Origin of the sequence: Microcystis sp. LE19-84.1B, assembly GCF_027531875.1 — a bacterium.
In the GTDB taxonomy this organism is placed as follows: Bacteria; Cyanobacteriota; Cyanobacteriia; order Cyanobacteriales; family Microcystaceae; genus Microcystis; species Microcystis panniformis.
The window spans coordinates 20,162-40,342 of record NZ_JAPZSR010000334.1; the positions used below are offsets into that span (position 1 = coordinate 20,162).

Below are 20,181 nucleotides of genomic sequence, written 5' to 3' on the forward strand. Positions count from 1 at the left end.
TAAGCGGTTAAAATACATCTTAGCTTAAGGACTAGAGAATATTATGAGACTAGAAAGAGAAGATTTTGATTGGGCGGTACAACAAAACCTAATTACTGCCAGCCAAGCTGAAAATTTATGGGCGGCTTTTATATCCCGTTATCCCCATGAAGATGAAGTTAATCGCCCTCGCTTTAATTTTGCTAATGTCGCCTATTATTTTGGGGCATTAATTGTTATCTCTGCCCTGGGGTGGTTTATGAACGAAGCTTGGGAGAGTTTCGGTGGTGCAGGACTATTTTTTATCGCCCTGTTTTATGCAATTTGTTTTATTTTCACCGGTAAAAATCTCTATTTTCAGCAAAATCTCAAAATCCCCGGCGGCCTTTTATTTACCATGGCAGTGGCAATGACTCCCTTAGCAATCTATGGTTTACAACGCTGGACAGGATACTGGCAAGCCGGATATCCAGGCATCTATCGAGATTTCCATACATGGATTAAAGGCAGTTGGTTTTTAATGGAATTAGGCACGATTATCGCAGGATTAATAACTTTAAGATTTGTTAAATTTCCCTTCTTAACTGCACCCATTGCCTTTAGTCTGTGGTATATGTCAATGGACTTAACCTCTTTAATATTTGGAGAGAACGAATATACATGGAGAATGAGACTGTGGGTATCCTTTTGGTTTGGAATTGCCTGTTTAATAACTGCCTATTTAATTGATGTACGTCAGCGTCGCAGTCGGGGAGATTTTGCTTTTTGGCTATACCTATTCGGATTGATTATGTTTTGGTTTAGTCTATCTCTCCTAATCGATGATAATGAAGCACAACGATTTTTGTACTGTCTAATTAACTTGGGATTGATGTTATTATCCATCCTACTAAAAAGAAGATTATTTGTGGTTTTCGGAGGTATCGGAGTATTTGCCTATCTTTCCTATCTCTCCTATCGTATCTTTGCCGATTCAATTTTCTTTCCCTTTGCCCTAACCGTCCTAGGACTTGGTATTATCTATATGGGAGTTTTGTATCAGCGTCATTACCCAACCTTAGCTAGATTTATTGAAAGTTATATCCCTCTCGAATGGCGCAATTTATTACCCAAAGATAGATAATTAGGAAAAATGGGTATATGGGGAAATGGGGAGATTCAACTAAAAACCCCAACACCCCAACACCCGACACCATCTTTTTTACTTTTATGAAAATACTTATCGTTGACGATGAAAAAGAATTAACCGAACCCTTAGAACAAATTCTTGATCGAGAAGGCTATGACGTTGATATTGCTGATAATGGTCGGACGGGGTTAGAATTGGCACGAGAGAATAATTATGACCTCTTAATTCTCGATTGGATGTTACCCCAGCAATCTGGATTACAAATCTGTCAATATTTACGGGATCAGGGGGACACCACTCCAGTTTTATTTCTAACCGCTAAGGATACCATAGACGATCGAGTGGCGGGATTAGATGCCGGTGCTGATGATTATTTAGTCAAACCCTTTCAACTGCGAGAATTATTAGCGAGAGTCCGCGCTTTATTGCGTCGTTCTCCCAATTTTGAAGCTAGTAATAGCAGTAAATTAAAATGTGCTGATTTAGAACTCGATAGCGAAAATCAAGTGGCCTATCGTCACGGTCGCACGATTAGTTTATCAGCAAAAGAAGTACAATTGTTAACTTTATTTATGACCCATCCCGGGCAACTTCTCACCCATGAACAAATTTATCAGCATCTCTGGTCAGAAGGAGAGCAACCTAATAGTAATGTGGTTCCTGCCCTGATGCGCTTGCTGCGTCGTAAAATCGAAGCGGCCGGAGAAACACCTCTAATTAATACTGTCTATGGGAAGGGCTACCGTTTCGGGGAAAATTAGGGAATACTGAAGGATAATGAGAATAAGTAGCTGGTTATAATTAAATTAAAAATGGATTTTAGGTTCGATCCCCCCTGCCCCCTTGATAAGGGGGGATTAAGGGGGGATACCCCCTTAATAAGGGGGCATCTGATAATTTTTAACGCCTACCTACTTAGCAACTGATTACTGATTACTGACATATGTTATCCTGCCTACGAATTGAAAATTTTACCCTCATCGATCGCTTAGAATTAACTTTCGGGAACGGATTAAATGTACTGACCGGTGAGACGGGGGCAGGAAAATCGATTATATTAGATGCGATCGATATTGTTCTCGGTGGTAAAGTCAATCATCGCGTCATCCGTCAGGGAAGCCAACAATCAACCCTAGAAGCGACTTTTTCTCTAACTCCAGAATTAATTGCTTGGCTAGAAAGTCAGGAAATTGACCCATTAGAAGATAATAGTCTGACCATCAGCAGGGAATTAGTGATTACTAATAATTCCTTGCGTTCTCGTTCTCGGATTAACGGAGTCGTCGCTAATCGCCAACAAATGGCGCAAATAAGAGATTTTTTGGTAGAAATCACCGCTCAAGGTCAAACAGTTCAGTTAATGGACGCTAATCGACAGAGGGAATTATTAGATCTCTACGGGGGTGAATCGCTGCTGCGGCAGCGGGAAAAAGTAGCCACAGCCTACGCTAACTGGCAAGAAAGCAAGAATAGTTTAAATAATAGGTTGCAATCGGAACAAAATCGCCTACAAAGATTAGATTTAATAGAATATCAACTAAAAGAACTAGAATCAGCTAATTTAACTGACGCTAACGAGTTGGAACAGTTGGAACAGGAAAGAAACCGACTCTCCCACGGTGTCGATTTGCAAAATTCCAGCTATCAAGTCTATCAACTCCTCTACCAAAATGATCGCGATCAACCCGCCGTCGCTGATTTGTTAGGAAAAGCTGAAAATATCTTGACAAATATGATGGTTTATGATAGCAGTTTAGAGCCAATTTTAGAAATGGTGCGATCGGCATTAAATCAGGTGGTGGAAGCGGGACAGGAAATCAACGTTTATGGGGATAGTCTAGAGGCAGATCCGGAGAGATTGAACGAGATAGAAGAGAGAATTATCCAACTTAAGCGCATTTGTCGCAAATATGGCCCAAGTTTAGCCGAAGCGATCGATTATTATCAGAAATTACAGCAGGAATTAGCGGAGTTGACGGGAGAAGGACAATCGATTGAGGAATTAGAAAAAATTTGTCAGCAACAGGAAAAAATCTATCGAGAAACTAGCACCCAGTTGACCTTTTTGCGACAAGAAACCGCTAGTCAACTAGAAAAACAATTGGTACAGGAATTAAAACCTTTAGCCATGGAAAAGGTGATTTTTGTCTGTCGGATTGCTCCGGGTAATCCTAGCAGTCTGGGAGTCGATCAAGTGGGATTTTATTTTAGTCCCAATCCGGGGGAAAAAATCCAACCTTTATCCAGTACCGCTTCCGGAGGAGAAATGAGTCGTTTTCTCCTAGCGTTAAAGTCCTGTTTTTCCCAATCCCAATCGGCAGCGGCAACCCTAATTTTTGACGAAATCGATGCGGGAGTATCGGGAAAAGTTGCTCAAGCAATTGCCGATAAATTAGATCAATTAGGTCAACAATATCAGGTTTTATGCGTTACTCATCAACCCTTAGTGGCTGCTTTAGCTGATCACCATTTTCGCGTTTATAAACAAATGATTGCCGAAGATAATTCCACTAATCTCTCGGAAATTCGCACGGTTGTCCGGGTTACTTCTCTTGATAATCGTCAAACGAGAAGGGAAGAATTGGCACAATTAACGGGAGGAAATTCGGCAGCGGCTGCCATCGCTTTTGCCGAGTCTTTATTGGATAAAGCGGCTGCCAAAAAACAGCAGGATTTAACCTTGAAATTGACTGATTAACCAACGTCCTACCTGACTTTGATCCTTGCTGCGTGCCTGTTGTAAAGCTGACTCTAAAACCGCAAGTTTTAAATTAGGTAAAACCTTTGATATATCAATTCTTTTACTACCTCGATCAATTATTTCAAAAGCGAATATTTGGGGATAATCGACGTTAACACTCCAATATTCACTAACTCCTAATTCTTCATAGAGTAAGCGTTTATTACCTAAGTCATCATTGAGGGTAGATTTTGAGATTTCAATGACTAAATCTGGTGGGGGATACTGATTTAAATCAATAATCGAAGTACCGTAGGAAATTAGATTAGCTTTCTCTGCAAAATAATAAGATATATCCGGTTGAACTTCTCGATAACCAGACTTGCGAAAACTGCAATTATCTTTGGCACTAAAGGCCAGATTTTTTAGGGTAGCATAGAGACTAACAGCGAAGATCAAAATAGCATGATCGCTGGCATGATCGTTACCAATAGGAGTCATTTCTAATCGATAATAGCCATTGTAATAATAACTTTTTCCTTGATTTTCTGGGAAGTTGTTAATTGCTTCTAAGTATTCTTCCCAACTAGCTTTAATCCATAAATCTGTCGAGATAGTAGTTTCTAGCTGTTGCATAATATTAGCCTCGATTTTATGGAGTTAACCTTGAAATTGAGTGATTAACCAACGTCCCACCTGACTTTGATCTCTGGTGCGTGCCTGTTGTAAAGCTGACTCTAAAACCGCAAGTTTTAAATTAGGTAAAACCTTTGATATATCAATTCTTTTGCTACCTTGATCGATTATTTCAAAAGCAAATATTTGAGGATAATCGACGTTAACACTCCAATATTCACTAACTCCTAATTCTTCGTAGAGTAAGCGTTTATTGCCTAAGTCATCATTGAGGGTAGATTTTGAGATTTCAATGACTAAATCTGGTGGGGGATACTGATTTAAATCAATAATCGAAGTCCCGTTTGGTATCAGATTCGCTCTCTCTCCTAGATAGTAAGATATATCTGGCTGCACTTCTCTAATTCCTCTTTTGCGATAGGAACAAGTGGGTAGTCCTTGAAAAGGAATTTCTTTGAGGATAGCGTAGAGACTCACCCCCAAAAAGACAACATGATGATCTCTAGCGTGTGCAAATCCAATAGGAGTCATTTCTAATCGATAATAGCCATTGTAATAATAACTTTTTCCTTGATTTTCTGGAAAATCGTTAATCGCTTCTAGGTATTCTTCCCAACTAGCTTTAATCCATGAGTCAGTTATCCCCCTAGTTTCTAGCTGTTGCATAGTTATCCTGTCTCGCTTTGAACTTTTTCTCTAATTATAGCAATTATTGCTCAAATCAGAAGCAGAGAACTGAGCAAGTATAATGATAGAATAGATTAATTGAGAAAAAATAAGCCCAATTATGACCACAACTTATGATTATATAATTATCGGTGGTGGTATCACCGGTTCCGCCTTAAGTTATGAACTAGCTAACCTAGGCAGTCGAGTCCTCTTATTAGAAAAAGAAACCCATCCCCTCAACGCCACTTTCTACAGTTATGGAGGTTTAGCCTATTGGTCAGCTACCACAGAAATCCAGAGAAAATTATACCAAGAAGGTCGAGAAATTCAGCGCAATTTATCCCAGGAATTGGGCATAGATAACGAATACCGGGACATAGAGCTAATCCTCACCGTTAACCCCGAAGATGATCCGGCCACTGTGGCCGAAAAATTTGCTATCTTTGCTATTACTCCCGAAATTCTCGATCCGCAGGCAGCGATCGCTTTAGAACCCCTATTAAATCCCGCAGCTATCTCTGGAGTTTTACGACTGCCCCACGGTCACATTAACGCCGAAAAAACTAATCTTGCCTATCAACAAGCTTTTCTGCGTCTGGGAGGCACGATTATTCGGGAAGCTGTCATCGAATTAACTGAAACTGCATCGAGAATTACCGGCGTAAAAACCCCTAAACATAATTATTCTGCTGGGGAAACTATCGTCTGTGCGGGGGGATTAACCCGGTCTTTACTGCAAAAATCCGGTATTGCCGCTCCCGTCTATTTTACCCATGCCCAGGTGATCAAAATTCCCCCCACTGAGATCAAATTAAACACCCTAGTTATGCCCGCAATTCCTGCCAGATTGCTATTAGAGCAAAAAATCACCCAACTAGAAAAGCAGGGCATTTGGCAGAGAGAAACCCCAGAAATAATTGCCAGTGTTTTAGAAACGGGGGCGGTACAATTCCGGGATCAAAGCCTTTATCTAGGGCAAATTAGCGCCATTATCACCGATCCAGATGCGATTTTAAACCCTCTGGCCGGGGAAAAAGCAATCCGCACCGCCGTGGGGACATTGCTGCCCTCTTTAGCCTCTCTCCCCGGCAGCTGTCATCATTGCCTAGTGGCCTTTGCACCCTCGGGACGGCCTTTAGTGGGAGCGATCGCTGATAAAGTGGGATTGCAGGTATTTTCTGGCTTTACCAGTACACTTGTATCGGCTCCGCCCCTGGCCCGACGTTTTGCGCGTCATCTGCTGGGGGAAAATGACGAAATAATTGCAAAAGTCAAGAGAGAAATTAACTGATGGTTGCCATTAATCCTAATCGACTTTTTCTAACTGCCAAAGAATTTGGTTTCCCTCCCGTCTGACCCGGGAGATTACCCAATTTCGCCACGGCCAATGGTCGCCTCGACTGGTAACGGCGCCTGGATTAATATCCATTAAATCGGCCACTTCGGCGCTGGTAATCAAATAACCGCGATTGGCCACTTCATCGGCAATGCGTAGAGTTTCGATGAGATTTCTTAGCTGGTCAACTCTTTCTCCCCGGGGTAATTGGATTTCATCGCCAGCGCTATTAGGTGGTTCATTCATGGTGATGGTCTGGTCAAAGTTGATTAACAATAAAAATTGTCGGTTGAGGCAAACAAGCAAGCTTCCCCTATCGTTATTCTATCGATTTCATCAATAATAGTCCCCATCAAAACAGTCCTATCCCGTCACATCTTTACTAAAACCCCAAAAACCCCTTGACAAAAAACACAAAATATAGTAGGTAAATCAGGGAAAGTGGTTAGCGGTCACTGATAAGTAGTCGTGCAAAATTAATTTCCTAGTCGAGACAGGAGACAGGAGACAGGAGACGGGATACAGCTATTAGGGATCGGATTTGAGTTTTCAGTTCTCTGTTTGCTCACCACCGCAGAAGTCTGACGGAGTAGTGGCTTAGATGTGTAATTAATTGTGCTTAGATACTTACACTGATAACTGATCACTGATAACTGATCACTGATCACTGATAACTGATAACTGATCACTGATAACTGAAAATAACTGCTATAAAATTGGACTAGCCTTTTTCCCCAGAAAAAAATCCCCATCCATGACCTTAATCCTCTACAACACCCTCAGTCGTCGCGAAGAACCCTTTACCCCCCTCATCCCCGGCATGGTCTCCATGTATTGCTGCGGCATTACCGTTTATGATTATTGCCATTTGGGTCATGCGCGTACCTGTGTGGTTTGGGATGTGGTGCGGCGTTATTTGGAGTATCTCGGTTATAAAGTGCGCTATATTCAGAATTTTACTGATATTGACGATAAAATTCTCAATCGGGCTAAAAATGAACACACCACCATGGCAGCCGTGGCCGAGAAATTTATCCAGGCCTACTTTGAAGATATGGCAAAATTAGGAGTCAGACCGGCGGACGCTTATCCCCGGGCCACTCATAGCCTCGACGGTATCAAGCGCCTAGTCTATGAATTAGAACAAAAAGGCTATGCTTACCCCAGCGATGGCGATGTTTACTATTCCGTCCGTCGTTTTTCCGATTATGGCAAACTATCAGGGCGAAAACTGGATGATCTGCAAGCCGGGGCCAGCGGCCGGGTAGAAACCGACGACCCGGAAGCAATTAAGAAACAAGACCCCTTTGATTTTGCCCTCTGGAAGGGGGCAAAATCGGGGGAACCTAGTTGGGATTCTCCCTGGGGTCAAGGTCGTCCGGGGTGGCATATTGAATGTTCGGCCATGGTCAAAGAACAATTGGGAGAAACTATCGATATTCATGTGGGGGGAAGTGATCTGATTTTTCCCCACCACGAAAACGAAATTGCCCAAAGTGAAGCGGCTACGGGTAAACCTCTGGCCCACTATTGGTTACATAATGGCATGGTTAAGGTGGCTGGGGAAAAAATGTCGAAATCCCTCGGTAATTTCATCACTATTCGCGAGTTATTGGCAAAATATGACCCCTTAGCCGTGAGATTATTAATTTTAGGCGCCCAATACCGCAAACCGATCGATTTTTCCGATGAGGGATTGCAGGCGGCCACTAATGGCTGGCATACTTTACAAGAGGGTTTATCCTTTGGTTATAAGCATCTTCCGCCAGATAATCCCGCAATTACTGACCAAGAGCTAGAAAATCGCTTTCAAGAGGCGGTAAATCACGATTTTAACTTTGCCGGTGGTTTAGCGGTGTTATTTGAAATCGCTAAGGAATTACGCAAGGAAGGTAATAATTTAACCCATGCGGGTAAGACAGACAGCAATCTAGCCCAATTAGCGGTAAAATGGCATACTTTGGTGAAATTGTCTAGGGTTTTGGGCTTAGAAATGGCCGCTGACCAGAGGGAAACCCCTGTTTCTGAGGGAATTAGTGCAGCGGATATCGAAAATCTCATCCAACAACGGACAGAGGCAAAAAAAGCGAAAAATTACGCCGAAAGCGATCGCATTCGCGCAGAATTAAAAGCCCAAGGCATTACTTTAATCGACCAACCCGGGGGAGTAACTAAATGGTTAAGAGAGGGAGACTAGAAATTCTTTGACCACTTCCTCCACTTTGCGATCGCGTCCATCCACCTGATAGTTTAATTTCTGCATAGCTGTGGAGGTAATTTTGCCAGTGAGTTTCGCTAAAACCTGTCGCAATTGCGGATATTTTCGCAAACTATCCCGGTTAAAAATCGGTACCGCTTCGTAGGGAGGAAAATAGCGTTGATCATCTTCTAGGATGACTAAATCTAGCACGGGAATTAAGCCATCGGTGGAATTTCCCGCCACTAAATCCACTTGTTTTTCGGCTAAAGCGCGGTACATTAACCCTAAATCCATCACTTTCGGGGGTCCGGCAAAATTTAGCCCGTAGGTCTTCGCTAATCCCTTATAACCGTCTTCCCTTTCCAAGAATTCATAACCAAAACCCGCTTGCCAATTGGGTGTATATTTAGCCACTTGCGAGAGAGTTTTAAGATTGTATTGACTGGCGGTTTCTCCCCGGATAACAATGGCGAAAGTATTCTCGAATCCTAAACTGGGAAAGACTTCTAGATTAAATTTTTCTGGATAAATCTCTTGCAGCTTTTCAAAGACTAATCGGGCATCGTTAAGGGGTTTTTCTTGCAAAATTCCCGTGAAAGCCGTGCCAGAATACTCCACATAACCGTCGATTTTACCCGCTTTCACCGCTTCATGACAGATCAGAGTACCACCGAGATTAAATTGACGTTCAACCCGTAAATTCGTCTCTTTTTCGATCTCCTGTGCCAAAATTTCCCCTAAAATCACCTGTTCGGTAAAATTTTTGGAACCGATCACCACTGTGCCGGGGGATGAATGGAAAATTTGAGTCAAGAGGAAAGATAGCAGGGCTAACCCGATTAAACCTAAGCCCCATTGCCATTTAGAGGGCTTTTTCGGACGTTGCGAAGGGGAAAAGGTCTTTTCTAGCCGACCGAGACTCCAATCGGCAACAAGGGCTAAAAAAGCGGCAGGAATTGCCCCCGCCAAAATTAACTGATTGTTGACCGTGGCAATACCGCGAAAAATAAACACTCCCAAACCACCGCCACCGATGGCAGCTGCGATCGTAGCCACACCGATAGCAATCACCGTCGCAATTCTCACTCCTGCCAAAATCGTCGCCCTGGCCAGGGGTAATTCGATATAGCGCAGGATTTGACCGTCGGTCATGCCTAGGGATAACCCGGCTAATTTTAATTCGGGATCAACTTTTTTGATGCCCAGATAGGTATTTAAAACAATTGGCAGTAAAGTATAGAGAGTTAGGGCAACAATAGCGGGAATTTTGCCGATTCCTCCCAAAAAAGGCACGGAAATTAAAAAACCAAATAGGGCTAAACTGGGGATAGTCTGTAGGGTGTTAACGATCGCTATAATCGGTGGGGCGAGAATAGCTTGACGACTAATTAAAATACCTAGAGGAATCCCGATTAAGCTACCCATAGCCATGGCTATTCCCGTCAAGAAAAGATGTTCTCCGGTGCGAAAAGCGATTTCCCCCGCATAATCTAGCCAAAAACTATCCATAAACTTCCCTTAAAGCGGCTGGTTCATCCTATTGTATAGAATAAACAGTATCTATTATTTCCAGTCTTGATTTAAAGATTCTATCACCATCTTGACATTATTTCCTCGCTAAAGACCAATGACTAACAAATTTAATCCTCGGGCTAAAACTGTTGCCGATTGGGCCTATATCGGTATTGATAAACATTTTCATAAAGTTCTTAAACACGAAGCTGGGGTTTTACTCGATCAGGATACGGAAGAATTACATCAAATTCGTGTGGGAATGCGCCGTCTTCGCAGTACCTTAACTGGTTTTGCCCCCGCTTTAACCATGCCGAAATCTGCCGATCAAAAACGGGTGGGTAATCTGGGCAGAATTTTAGGAGAATTGCGGGATTTAGATGTGTTAAAATCGGCTTTTGTCGGTCATTATCAGCCAATTTTACCCCCGAAAGAACAGGATTTACTGAAGAAAGTTTTACAAGTTCTCGAACACCGAAGGGAGAAGGCTTTTGCTAAGGTAGAAAAACTCTTAAAGTCCGATAAATTTCTCAATTTTAAGGCAGATTTTGCCAGTTGGTTGGATAATCCCACCTATCAACCGATGGGAAAATTAGATATTGCCACAGTTTTACCAGACTTATTATTACCGCAAGCGAGTCGCTTTTTACTCCATGAAGGCTGGTTAGTTGGGGTAAATTTAGAGGACTATAAAAGATTACGAGAGTTTTCTAGTCAAGAAATTGATGACTTATTGGAAAAAGAAGGATTATTACTGCACGATCTCCGTAAAGAAGCCAAGCGTTCCCGCTATAATATGGAGTTATTCACTCAGTTTTATGGCGACAAATATCAAGAGTACCTAGAAGATATTAAAAACCTTCAAGGTATTCTCGGAGAAATGCAGGATTGTTGTGTTCTCTCGGATTTTCTTAGCCAAATTTTCCCCAATTGTCTTGCCAAGGAAATGCCCACCTTACTAGAAATTTTCCAAAATATCCGTCACCAAAAATGGCAAGAATGGCAACCGCTACAAAAGAAATTCCTTGACGCTGACACCAGAAAAAGTCTGCACCAGACAATTTTACAGCCTATTTTTCGGCCAAATAGTGTAAAATTAGAAACTAATCCAGAATCCTGAGATTAGAACCGATGAATTTTTTTCAAAAGTTAAACCACGCCATTAGTCAAAACCAGACTCTACTTGTCCTCGGTTTAGATGCTAACCCCGAAATGATGCCCTCCACCCCGGGAGAATTAATCGTTAATTTAGAACGGTGGCTCAAGTTTATTATCGATGAAACTGCTCCTTTTGTCTGTGCCTACAAACCAACTTTAGGTTTTTATCAAGCTTTGGGAGCGGCAGGTTTAGAATTATTACAGCGAATTTTAACAGCAATTCCCGCTCATATCCCGGTAATTTTGGATGCTAAACACGGTGATATTAATACTAGCAGTATTTTAGCCGAGACTATCTTTAAAACTTGGCAGGTGGACGCGGTTACTCTCAATCCCTACTCCGGACAGGATCACGTTGCTCCTTTTTTAGTTTACCCCGAGCATGGCGCTTTTATCCTCTGTCATACTTCCAATCAAGGCGCGATTAATCTGCAAGAATTTCCCAGTCGCGACAATCCTTTTTATCTGCAAGTTGTCAAAGAAGCTTGCACCTGGGGAACTCCCGAACAGGTGTTTTTAGAAGTGGGAACCACTCAACCGGAGATATTGAAAAAGATTCGCAATTTTGCCCCCGAAAGATTGATTTTATTACGCAGTATTTGGGAAGACAAAAGTAAATTTTCCGAGTTAATTACTGTGGGTTTAAATAGTCATGGCGAGGGTTTATTAATTCCTGTACCCCAAGACTTTTTATCTCAACCTGATTTGGGAGCAAAAGTCAAGGATTTACGCGAGGAAGTCAACAAAATTAAACAAAATCACCAGCAAGAATCGAGCCAAGATGAGACTTGGACTGCTAACGTTTGTCTTTTAAAACAACATCCTCATCAGGATTTAATTCTACAATTATTTGATATTGGCTGCTTGATGTTTGGCGATTATGTGCAAGCATCGGGAGAAACTTTTTCCTATTATATTGATCTGAGAAAAATTATCTCTAATCCTAATATTTTTCAGCAGGTAATTGAAGCCTATGGAGAAATATTAAAAACCTTGACATTTGACCGCGTTGCTGGTATTCCCTACGGTTCTTTACCCACAGCCACGGGTTTATCTTTATTATTAAATCATCCGATGATTTTCCCCCGCAAAGAAGTAAAAGCTCACGGCACAAGAAGAGTAATTGAAGGTAATTTTCAAGTGGGGGAAACGGTGGTAGTGGTGGACGATATTTTAATTTCTGGCAAAAGTGCGATCGAGGGGGCAGAAAAGATTAAATCGGCGGGATTATTAGTTAATGATATTGTGGTTTTTATCGACCATGGTGGCCCTGTTAAAGATAAACTTCGTAGCCATGGTTATCAACCTTATTCGGTTTTAACCCTAGCAGAAATTACCGATACTCTCTACGAAGCGGGAAGACTGACAGAAGCAGAATATAGCTGTTTTTTAAATCGCTCCCATTGATATTTAGCCATCAGTTATCAGTTATCAGTTATCAGTTACCAGTTATCAGTTATCAGTTACCAGTTATCAGTTATCAGTTTTAAGTAAGGGACTTGCGCTTTGATAATGTACCTTTTGGGCGAACGCAGTTCGCCCCTACATTGTGGACAAAATCCGTTACTGTAGGGGCGCAAAGCTTGCGCCCTCCGATCGATTGGGATATTATTCCCACGCAAGTCCCTAAGCAGTATGTATTAAGTGAGCCTCATCAAATGGCAGTTTCCTGCTGTCTTTTCACTGTTTACTGTTTACTGATCACTGATTACTGATTACTGATCACTGATTACTGATCACTGAAAATTGTTAAGAAACTTGACTGCGTAAGACCTTTAGGGTATTCAGGAGCTTGCTTTCTTCTTTTTCCTCAAAAATAGTTAAATCTTTCGGTTTACAACGTTTTATATGCAATTTAATCCCCTGCGCTCCTTCTGTTTTCAAATCTTCTTCGTAACCAGCTTGAGCGACTTCAGCCTCGTCTTTAGCGAGAAAAGGACCGAAATAATAAGTACATCTGGGATAGTCGGTTTTAATCTCGACCCAGTAGGCTAATCCGAACCTTTCGAGTAAGCTAATCAAAAATTCTTTCATCTCGTTCCCCATCTAAATCTACTCTGGTGGTTTTGTTACGTTCGTTTACATTTCGCAAACTTCCTTCCTATTTTATTTATACTTTCTCCTTTTGGCTATTGGGAGTGTCGAAAAATACAGATTCTCAGTCGGGGGAATTTTGCCAGCGTTGCCGGTAAACCTCGTAAAGAGCCATACCCGCCGCCACCGAAGCATTGAGACTGGGGGTTTTGCCTGCCAAAGGGATAGATACCAACTCATCGCAGGACTTTTGGGTCAACAGACTCAAACCCTCTCCCTCCGAACCTACCACCAATCCTATCGCACCCGTTAAATTGATTGTGTGTAAAGATTTACCAGTTTTTGCCGCCGTGCCGTAGAGCCAAAAACCGGCCGCTTTTAATTCCTCTAAAGCACGATTGAGATTAACCACCCTAGCGACGGGTAAATATTCCAAGGATCCGGCCGCCACTTTCATCACTGTCGATGTCACCCCGGCGGCGCGACGTTGGGGAATAACTACCCCCTGACAACCCATAGCTTCAGCGGTGCGAATAATTGCCCCAAGGTTATGGGGATCCGTAATACCTTCAGCGATGACGATGACGGGGTGGCGACTTTTGCCCTTAGCTTTTTCGATCAGATCGGCTAATTCGATATAATCATAGGGGGACATCTGGGCGGCGATTCCCTGATGATTGGCCTTATTGGTAATCTGATCGAGACGCAGATCGTCCACCTCATCAATTACCGTACCGTTGGCCTTGGCTTTTTCTAGGAGGGTATGATAACGGGGATCGTAACGGAGTCGATTGACCACCCAAATCCGATTTAGTTGGCGCTCCTCCTCCATGGCTGTTAAAACCACCCGGCGACCGTAGAGCAGATCATCAGCTTCTTGGTTTTCTGGAGTTACTGCCGGGGATTTAGCCAGAATTGGCCCAGTTTTTGACCGCAAGGGCCGGCGAGAATTACGATTATCGGACTTGTCACGAAATGGTCGATCGCTCATGATTGATTAATAGTAAAGGAGTCGGGAGTCATCCCGATGGCTATAATTCTAGTTTTTCTAATAGTTGATGTAATCTTGAGGGGTCTTGTAGATAAAGATAGCCGAACAGGGTTTCTAAACTGCTGGCCTGCTGATAGACTTGGGCTGTCAGACGACGGCGTTTTCCCGTGACCGCATTGCGTCCCCGGCGCAGAATTTCTTTTTCTTGGTCTGTCAGATAGGGCTGCAGTTGTGCTAAATCTAAAGCCTGTTGTTCGGCCCTGACTTTGCCTACCACCTGAGCGTGATAGTCTCCCAGACGCTGGGGCGGCAGTAAATAATAGGTGCGGATGTATAATTCATAAACAGCATCCCCCAGATAGGCCAGGGAAGCAGGCGATAATCGGTCAAGACCCTCTAGGATTGGTGAACCCTGGCCACTGACCTGTAAGCGAATTTGTTCGAGAGGAGATTCCACGATTTACGCTTTTTCTAGATGTTTGATCGCCGCTTCCAGGGTGGGTTGCAGGGAAAAAAACTTCTCCAATCGCACCAGTTTTACGGTTTGAGTCACCCGGGGATTGGTAACAATTTGTAAACTGCCCCCTTCGGTTTTGGCCTTTTTCACCAATTTTACTAAGGCCCCTAAACCGGAGCTATCGATAAAATCAATCTGAGCGAGGCTAATAATCACATCCTTGGGACCTTGCTCCACATAGCCTTCGATCACCTTACAAAAAGTCGGTTCGGAAAAGGCATCTAAAAGACCCGTCAAACGGAAAATTTGGTACTTATCTCTGACCTCACGCGTGCCTCGCAAGCTGACGGTCAAGTTAATTGCTTCTGGAATAATCGCCTCCTAGCTCTAGAGCCGTAAAAATCAAAACCCTAGTATATCCTAAAAATTTACGACCGATCCTTTTTTGCTTGCCGCATTAAATCGACAAATTTGGCGAACAGATAATCGGCATCGTGGGGGCCGGGACTGGCTTCGGGGTGGTATTGTACCGAGAAAAAGGGCAAAGACCGGTGTTTTAAACCGGCTACGGTGCGATCATTGAGGTTGAGATGGGTAATCTCCACTTGCGGATTTAAAGATGCCTCCTGCACGGCAAAACCGTGATTCTGACTGGTAATTTCCACCTGTTGCCGCAGTCCACAGGGTTGATTTAACCCGCGATGACCAAATTTCAGTTTAAAGGTTTCTGCTCCTAGGGATAGACCTAAAATTTGATGACCCATACAGATGCCAAAAGTCGGTTTTTCCCCTTGCAAAAGTTGCTTGGCTAGGGCAATACCTTCGGTGACAGCCGCCGGATCTCCCGGTCCGTTAGAAAAGAAAATACCATCGGGATTATATGCGGCGATTTTTTCCGGGGGAGTGTCGGCGGGAACCACGATCACCCGACAACCGTAGCTGGCTAAACGCCGGAGAATATTGCGTTTGATGCCAAAATCGATCGCCACCACCGTTAACGGTTCTTGATCACTATCAATTGGCGCAAATTCCCAGGCGGACGGGGTGGGAGTCGTCCATTCGTACACTTCCTTGGTGGTAACTTCCTTAACTAGATTTAACCCGGCCATACTGGGGGCTGCCTGCACCAGTCGCAGTAAATCATGATAATCGAGTATTTCCGTCGAAATTGCCCCATTCATCGCCCCAACCGAGCGAATTTTGCGGGTCAGGGAGCGGGTATCGATGCCATAGATGCCAATAACATGATGAGCGGCCAGATAATCCGGTAGGGATTGGCTAGAACGCCAATTACTGGGCCGGTGGCAGATGTTTTTGGCGATCGCTCCTTTGACCTGGGGACGAATTGACTCCTCATCTTCGGGGTTAACCCCCGTATTTCCCAATTCTGGATAGGTAAAAGTGACGATTTGACCAGCATAACTGGGATCGGTGAGGACTTCCTGATAACCGGTCATCCCTGTGTTAAAGACAACTTCGCCGACGGTGGTTCCCTGGGAGCCGAAGGAATAACCCTCGTAAACCGTACCATCGGCCAGAACTAATAAGGCTTTTTGACTAGCAGCACTGGATATCATCGTCAATTTTTTAATCTTGAGTAGTGGTGAGAAACAGAAGTCAAGGATAGACTAGAACAGGGACTAGAAAACGAATTGCTTAGTTTTAATTGGCTAGGGCGTTTTATGATTAAGAGTACGTCCGCTCAAAGACAACAGCTTCCCCTGACTAGCCATCGGCAAAATCCTATCGCTTAAAAAATAACTATATAAGTAATATGAGTCCAAGAAAACTGACTGATGCCACGAAAAAAGAAATTCTTAAGCTTTATCGGGAAACGGAGGCCACCACTTCCACGTTAGCCGAGCGTTATGGCGTGAGTAGTTCTACGGTCAGTCGTTTTCTCAAAAATTCTTTTTCTGGCGAGGAATACGAGCAGTTAATCCAGAAAAAACGCTTGGCCCGCAATGGTCGCGGCCTTGAGGAGGAGGAGGAGGCAGCAGCGGATTTACCAGAAAAAGCGATCGAGGTGATTAGTTTTCGGGCAGCGCGCACCGAAGCTAAGGATGAGCGGGATTTTGAGCCACCGATCGCTTCTGTGGAACAATTAACCCTGTTAATGGATACCTCTTACTCGCCAGAAGCAGATAATCCAGAAGATACAGAAATTAATGGCGATAAGACCCTAGAAACCGCTAATTTAAACGAGTTTTTCGTCGAAGCTATCGAGGAAGATGAGCTTGACGAGGATTGGGATGAAGAGGAGGATGAAGATGAAGAGGAGGATGAAGATGAAGATGAAGATGAAGATGAGGGAGAACTAGCGGACAGCTATTTAGGCCCGACTATCGTTAAAACCGCCCAACTACAGATCTTACCCCTCTCGGCGGCGGCTTTTCCCAAAACCTGTTACTTGGTAATCGATCGCGCTGCCGAATTAATCACCCGTCCCCTCAAGGATTTTGCCGAATTGGGTAAGGTTCCCCCTCAGGAAATCCAGCAGCGCACCCTCCCCATCTTTGAAAGTCATCGCATCGCTCGTCGTTTCTCCAAGCGCAAGGAAAAAGTGATTAAAGTTCCCGACGGTCGCCTGATCGAAAAAGCTCACGCTCAACTGGAAGCTAAAGGGATCACCCGTCTGCTCATGGATGGTCGTATCTACGCTTTAGAGTAGGGAATTAGCGGGTTAGCAGGGTGTGGGGTGTGGGGTGTGGGGTGTAGGGTGTGACCCCCCCCCAACCCCCCCCACAACGGGGGGGGGTGGGGTGTGGGGTGTGGGGTGTGGGGTGTGGGGTGTGGGGTGTCGGAAGAATAAATAGAAATAATCTCCTGTCTCGGAGTCTCCTGAATACTGTCTCGGAGTCTCCTGAATACTGTCTCGGAGTCTCCTGTCTCCTATTTGAACAATAGATAAGTTTTTTAACAAGAGTAGTTTCAGATACTAATTAGCCGATGGACTGGGGTAGAATTGGGAAAACCAGTCCAACTGTTTTAGCCAAGCTATTTAACTATGATTAAAATTAACTTGCTGTTCGCGTTATCTTCTCTTAAAAAATCGAAAAAAAACTTTACATAAACTCAAAGGAGGGCCTCGTAAATTGCTCATCTAAAAGCAGAGTGAGTTATCGGACAAAGTTTTTAGGTGCTTTTGTTGATTACTTCTTAACCACCATCTTATAAGTAGAAGAAGGGAGATGAAAGTTAATCAGTTACTAAGACTCTACGAACAAGGAGAGCGGGATTTTTTAGCCATTGACTTGATGAGTCTAGATCTACAACAAGTGACTCTAATCGCTGTCAATTTTGCTGCGGCCAATTTGCGCGGAACTAATTTGAGTCGCTCTTTTCTGACTAAATCAAATCTGCGGGGAGCGAGTTTAAATTGGGCGAATTTAACCTATGCCAAATTAAGTCAAGCGCAATTAGTGGAAGCGGACTTAACCAAAGCCAATCTCACCGGGGCCTTTATGGTCCGGGCAAACCTGCGTAACTCGCGCTTAAGTGGGGCGGATCTTTCCCATGCTAATCTCCGGGGAGCGAATTTATGCGGGGCGAATTTATGCGGGGCGAATTTATACTTAGTTAATCTCTTGGAGGCAACCCTAGATAAAGTTAATCTCAATTGGGCTAATTTGCAAGAAGCGCGGTTAAGTGGGGCTAAATGTCGTCAGATTTCCGCAAGGGAAGCCAATTTTAGCGGCTCTTTTCTGAAAGAGGTGGACTTTCAAGGGGCCAATTTAGAAAGGGCTAATTTTAGCGAGGCACGTCTGACGGGTAGTGATTTACGCGGGGCCAATTTAGTGGGTGCTAATCTAGCGGGAGCGCGTTTACAAGAGGTAAATCTACAGGGAGCGGACTTGAGGGGTGCTAACTTGACGGGGACTTGTTTTGAGCGCGTCACCGGTTGGACAGAAACCACCCAAGAAGATGATATTTTTCCCCTAGACTGGTTTCAGCCTCGTTTTGCCACTTAAAAGCCCGTCCTTTTGCTATCGATTAACGATTAGCTGGAGTGGTTAATCTTTGGTTAGGAATAGGGATTGGGGGAGCATTATTCGGCTCATCCTCGAAGGGTAAAGCAGGGGGAGGAGGAGGAGTGGTGGCACCCGGAGATGGTGCTGGAGATGGCGTGGGATTAACGGCAGCGGGGGGACTTTTCGGGGTGACGACGGGTGCGGGAGAGCTAAAACCGAGGAGAGCTTTGCCAAAGGGAAAAACATTCCCCCAGCGTTGAATATTGGGATGGCCAAACCAATCTTGACGGGACACCTTCACCGAGAGGAGAGGTGCGATCGCTCCTGATTTTTCGGCGGTTATTAATAAATCAATTTTATTAAGACCCTGTTGTTGATTAAAACGACTGATGATAGTTTTCTCCGCTAATTGCGATGCTCTAGTCAATAATTCTTCGTAGGATTCTCCCTGTTGAACTGCGATAGGAACATTAACAGTGGATTGAGCTAAAACCACATCAACGGCGATAATTCCCGTCAGCAGCGTTAAAACAGTAATAGACTTGTACATAGGACAGACGGTTAAACAGGCACTCCCTGGCTAGGGTCGGGATCTTCCCTGTGAGAGTTCCCCGATCGCTTTCTTAAATTACCATAACCGCTCTCTGGCCACAATGGAAATTTTCCAGTAGCGAAATCGTCCTTAGTCCCTAGCAATAGGCAATAGGGGAATAATTAGGGCTGGCTGAATAAATCTAAAAACTTTGTTGGATAATATCTTTAGGCTTTTTTCAAATCAAAAAGTACCAGCCGAGAGTAATCGGGGGGAAAATTCTGGGACTTTTTTCCTGAAAATGGGTAAAACCCCACACCCCACACCCCACACCAACGAAAAACTTTTTTAGTATAACCTAATTATATTTGGCCCTATCGATCAGAGGTTGTTAATTATGACACAAACTAGCGAAACCGTTACCTATTCTCTCGAATCTGTCCTGAAAGAAATTAAAGATAGCATTAAAGAGGTTAATCAGAAAATTGACTCTCTCCAAAGAGATATGGGTCAGAAAATAGATTACTTTCAGAGAGATGTGGATCAAAAATTTGACAATCTCCAAAGAGATATGGATCAGAAAATCGACAATCTCCAAAGAGATATGGATCAAAAATTTGACAGTCTCCAAAAAGATGTTAATCAAAAATTTGACAGTCTCCAAAAAGATGTTAATGATTTAAAAGTGGAAGTCACAGAAATCAAAGGAGATATTAAAACTCTTGATCAGAAAGTCGAAACAATGGATAAACGACTGGAAAAAGTCGAAGATAGTTATGCAATCTTAGTGAAAGATATTGCTGACTTGAAAGGGTTTAAATCCCTGATTATCCCCCTGGTTGTGGCTTTTTTAAGTGCCGTGGTAACTTTGGGATTGCGCGGCTTTTTTCTTGGCAA

21 protein-coding genes are annotated in these 20,181 nt (G+C 43.5%); 10 read left to right on the top strand and 11 right to left on the bottom strand.

The genetic code is table 11. From position 1 onward, the window contains the following. Window positions 1-43: 43 nt before the first annotated feature. The 3 genes from O9324_RS19005 (at window position 44) to recN (ending at window position 3,806) form a co-directional block, all read left to right on the top strand. A complete protein-coding gene (locus O9324_RS19005) occupies window positions 44-1,102 on the top strand; it encodes a DUF2157 domain-containing protein (protein ID WP_288141020.1) in 1,059 nt (352 codons plus the stop codon). Window positions 1,103-1,188: 86 nt separating this feature from the next. Continuing rightward, on the top strand, window positions 1,189-1,869 hold the full coding sequence (gene rppA / locus O9324_RS19010; RefSeq protein ID WP_288141032.1) for a two-component system response regulator RppA: 681 nt from the start codon (window positions 1,189-1,191) through the stop codon (window positions 1,867-1,869). A gap of 182 nt (window positions 1,870-2,051) precedes the next feature. After that, entirely contained in the window at window positions 2,052-3,806 is a 1,755-nt protein-coding gene (gene recN, locus O9324_RS19015) for a DNA repair protein RecN (RefSeq protein WP_288141021.1), read from the top strand. On the opposite strand, the gene O9324_RS19020 is transcribed toward recN, so the two are convergent. Further along, window positions 3,783-4,424 (bottom strand): Uma2 family endonuclease, encoded by a 642-nt coding sequence (locus O9324_RS19020; RefSeq protein ID WP_288141022.1) that lies wholly within the window; start codon window positions 4,422-4,424, stop codon window positions 3,783-3,785. The genes recN and O9324_RS19020 overlap by 24 nt on opposite strands. Window positions 4,425-4,448: 24 nt before the next feature. Further along, window positions 4,449-5,090, bottom strand: a complete 642-nt coding sequence (locus tag O9324_RS19025) for a Uma2 family endonuclease (RefSeq protein ID WP_288141023.1) — start codon at window positions 5,088-5,090, stop codon at window positions 4,449-4,451. 121 nt (window positions 5,091-5,211) lie between these two features. On the opposite strand from O9324_RS19025, the gene O9324_RS19030 reads away from it, so the two are divergent. Continuing rightward, window positions 5,212-6,384 carry an NAD(P)/FAD-dependent oxidoreductase gene (locus O9324_RS19030; RefSeq protein ID WP_288141024.1) on the top strand — a complete coding sequence of 391 codons (1,173 nt, stop codon included), beginning with the start codon at window positions 5,212-5,214 and terminating at the stop codon, window positions 6,382-6,384. Between the two features lie 15 nt (window positions 6,385-6,399). Here the strand turns inward: O9324_RS19030 and O9324_RS19035 are convergent, their stop codons facing one another. Continuing rightward, entirely contained in the window at window positions 6,400-6,675 is a 276-nt protein-coding gene (locus O9324_RS19035) for a hypothetical protein (RefSeq protein ID WP_002768833.1), read from the bottom strand. 230 nt (window positions 6,676-6,905) lie between these two features. Next, window positions 6,906-7,181: a hypothetical protein gene (locus O9324_RS19040; RefSeq protein ID WP_002768835.1), complete on the bottom strand. Its 276-nt coding sequence runs from the start codon at window positions 7,179-7,181 to the stop codon at window positions 6,906-6,908. Between the two features lie 2 nt (window positions 7,182-7,183). Between O9324_RS19040 and cysS the strand changes: the two genes are divergently transcribed. After that, a complete protein-coding gene (gene cysS / locus O9324_RS19045; RefSeq protein ID WP_288141025.1) occupies window positions 7,184-8,626 on the top strand; it encodes a cysteine--tRNA ligase in 1,443 nt (480 codons plus the stop codon). On the opposite strand, the gene O9324_RS19050 is transcribed toward cysS, so the two are convergent. Next, complete coding sequence (locus O9324_RS19050; RefSeq protein ID WP_002798948.1) at window positions 8,609-10,138, bottom strand: glycine betaine ABC transporter substrate-binding protein; 1,530 nt, start codon at window positions 10,136-10,138, stop codon at window positions 8,609-8,611. The genes cysS and O9324_RS19050 overlap by 18 nt on opposite strands. A 118-nt stretch (window positions 10,139-10,256) precedes the next feature. Here O9324_RS19050 and O9324_RS19055 point away from each other — a divergent pair, with 118 nt between their 5' ends. Together O9324_RS19055 and O9324_RS19060 are read left to right on the top strand one after the other, a co-directional pair. Next, window positions 10,257-11,261: a CHAD domain-containing protein gene (locus tag O9324_RS19055; protein ID WP_002798949.1), complete on the top strand. Its 1,005-nt coding sequence runs from the start codon at window positions 10,257-10,259 to the stop codon at window positions 11,259-11,261. Between the two features lie 11 nt (window positions 11,262-11,272). After that, window positions 11,273-12,706: a bifunctional orotidine-5'-phosphate decarboxylase/orotate phosphoribosyltransferase gene (locus tag O9324_RS19060; RefSeq protein ID WP_288141026.1), complete on the top strand. Its 1,434-nt coding sequence runs from the start codon at window positions 11,273-11,275 to the stop codon at window positions 12,704-12,706. 342 nt (window positions 12,707-13,048) lie between these two features. On the opposite strand, the gene O9324_RS19065 is transcribed toward O9324_RS19060, so the two are convergent. From O9324_RS19065 to carA, 5 genes are all read right to left on the bottom strand, one after another. Further along, window positions 13,049-13,345: a DUF1816 domain-containing protein gene (locus tag O9324_RS19065; RefSeq protein ID WP_002768846.1), complete on the bottom strand. Its 297-nt coding sequence runs from the start codon at window positions 13,343-13,345 to the stop codon at window positions 13,049-13,051. A gap of 112 nt (window positions 13,346-13,457) precedes the next feature. Beyond that, window positions 13,458-14,324: a 23S rRNA (guanosine(2251)-2'-O)-methyltransferase RlmB gene (rlmB, locus tag O9324_RS19070; protein WP_052277737.1), complete on the bottom strand. Its 867-nt coding sequence runs from the start codon at window positions 14,322-14,324 to the stop codon at window positions 13,458-13,460. Window positions 14,325-14,364: 40 nt separating this feature from the next. Beyond that, on the bottom strand, window positions 14,365-14,781 hold the full coding sequence (locus O9324_RS19075; RefSeq protein ID WP_002768850.1) for a Mini-ribonuclease 3: 417 nt from the start codon (window positions 14,779-14,781) through the stop codon (window positions 14,365-14,367). A 3-nt stretch (window positions 14,782-14,784) separates the two neighbouring features. Continuing rightward, complete coding sequence (locus O9324_RS19080; RefSeq protein WP_287630045.1) at window positions 14,785-15,135, bottom strand: STAS domain-containing protein; 351 nt, start codon at window positions 15,133-15,135, stop codon at window positions 14,785-14,787. A 74-nt stretch (window positions 15,136-15,209) separates the two neighbouring features. Next, window positions 15,210-16,358, bottom strand: coding sequence for a glutamine-hydrolyzing carbamoyl-phosphate synthase small subunit (carA, locus tag O9324_RS19085; protein WP_288141027.1), 1,149 nt, complete (start codon window positions 16,356-16,358; stop codon window positions 15,210-15,212). Between the two features lie 197 nt (window positions 16,359-16,555). Here carA and O9324_RS19090 point away from each other — a divergent pair, with 197 nt between their 5' ends. Both O9324_RS19090 and O9324_RS19095 read left to right on the top strand, forming a co-directional pair. Continuing rightward, window positions 16,556-17,452: a helix-turn-helix domain-containing protein gene (locus O9324_RS19090; protein ID WP_002768859.1), complete on the top strand. Its 897-nt coding sequence runs from the start codon at window positions 16,556-16,558 to the stop codon at window positions 17,450-17,452. A 520-nt stretch (window positions 17,453-17,972) separates the two neighbouring features. Beyond that, a complete protein-coding gene (locus O9324_RS19095; RefSeq protein ID WP_288141028.1) occupies window positions 17,973-18,752 on the top strand; it encodes a pentapeptide repeat-containing protein in 780 nt (259 codons plus the stop codon). 22 nt (window positions 18,753-18,774) lie between these two features. Here O9324_RS19095 and O9324_RS19100 read toward each other — a convergent pair whose 3' ends face one another. After that, on the bottom strand, window positions 18,775-19,302 hold the full coding sequence (locus O9324_RS19100) for a hypothetical protein (protein ID WP_288141029.1): 528 nt from the start codon (window positions 19,300-19,302) through the stop codon (window positions 18,775-18,777). 379 nt (window positions 19,303-19,681) lie between these two features. Between O9324_RS19100 and O9324_RS19105 the strand changes: the two genes are divergently transcribed. After that, window positions 19,682-20,181, top strand: a 500-nt coding sequence (locus O9324_RS19105; protein WP_288141030.1) for a coiled-coil domain-containing protein, incomplete at its 3' end; no start/stop codon positions are given.

Bases quoted from the DNA above. Each gene is read 5' to 3' on its own strand.
- O9324_RS19005 (WP_288141020.1), top strand. From the start codon at position 44: ATGAGACTAGAAAGAGAAGATTTTGATTGGGCGGTACAACAAAACCTA.
- rppA (WP_288141032.1), top strand. From the start codon at position 1,189: ATGAAAATACTTATCGTTGACGATGAAAAAGAATTAACCGAACCCTTA.
- recN (WP_288141021.1), top strand. From the start codon at position 2,052: ATGTTATCCTGCCTACGAATTGAAAATTTTACCCTCATCGATCGCTTA.
- O9324_RS19020 (WP_288141022.1), bottom strand. From the start codon at position 4,424: ATGCAACAGCTAGAAACTACTATCTCGACAGATTTATGGATTAAAGCT.
- O9324_RS19025 (WP_288141023.1), bottom strand. From the start codon at position 5,090: ATGCAACAGCTAGAAACTAGGGGGATAACTGACTCATGGATTAAAGCT.
- O9324_RS19030 (WP_288141024.1), top strand. From the start codon at position 5,212: ATGACCACAACTTATGATTATATAATTATCGGTGGTGGTATCACCGGT.
- O9324_RS19035 (WP_002768833.1), bottom strand. From the start codon at position 6,675: ATGAATGAACCACCTAATAGCGCTGGCGATGAAATCCAATTACCCCGG.
- O9324_RS19040 (WP_002768835.1), bottom strand. From the start codon at position 7,181: ATGGGGATTTTTTTCTGGGGAAAAAGGCTAGTCCAATTTTATAGCAGT.
- cysS (WP_288141025.1), top strand. From the start codon at position 7,184: ATGACCTTAATCCTCTACAACACCCTCAGTCGTCGCGAAGAACCCTTT.
- O9324_RS19050 (WP_002798948.1), bottom strand. From the start codon at position 10,138: ATGGATAGTTTTTGGCTAGATTATGCGGGGGAAATCGCTTTTCGCACC.
- O9324_RS19055 (WP_002798949.1), top strand. From the start codon at position 10,257: ATGACTAACAAATTTAATCCTCGGGCTAAAACTGTTGCCGATTGGGCC.
- O9324_RS19060 (WP_288141026.1), top strand. From the start codon at position 11,273: ATGAATTTTTTTCAAAAGTTAAACCACGCCATTAGTCAAAACCAGACT.
- O9324_RS19065 (WP_002768846.1), bottom strand. From the start codon at position 13,345: ATGGGGAACGAGATGAAAGAATTTTTGATTAGCTTACTCGAAAGGTTC.
- rlmB (WP_052277737.1), bottom strand. From the start codon at position 14,324: ATGAGCGATCGACCATTTCGTGACAAGTCCGATAATCGTAATTCTCGC.
- carA (WP_288141027.1), bottom strand. From the start codon at position 16,358: ATGATATCCAGTGCTGCTAGTCAAAAAGCCTTATTAGTTCTGGCCGAT.
- O9324_RS19090 (WP_002768859.1), top strand. From the start codon at position 16,556: ATGAGTCCAAGAAAACTGACTGATGCCACGAAAAAAGAAATTCTTAAG.
- O9324_RS19095 (WP_288141028.1), top strand. From the start codon at position 17,973: ATGAAAGTTAATCAGTTACTAAGACTCTACGAACAAGGAGAGCGGGAT.
- O9324_RS19100 (WP_288141029.1), bottom strand. From the start codon at position 19,302: ATGTACAAGTCTATTACTGTTTTAACGCTGCTGACGGGAATTATCGCC.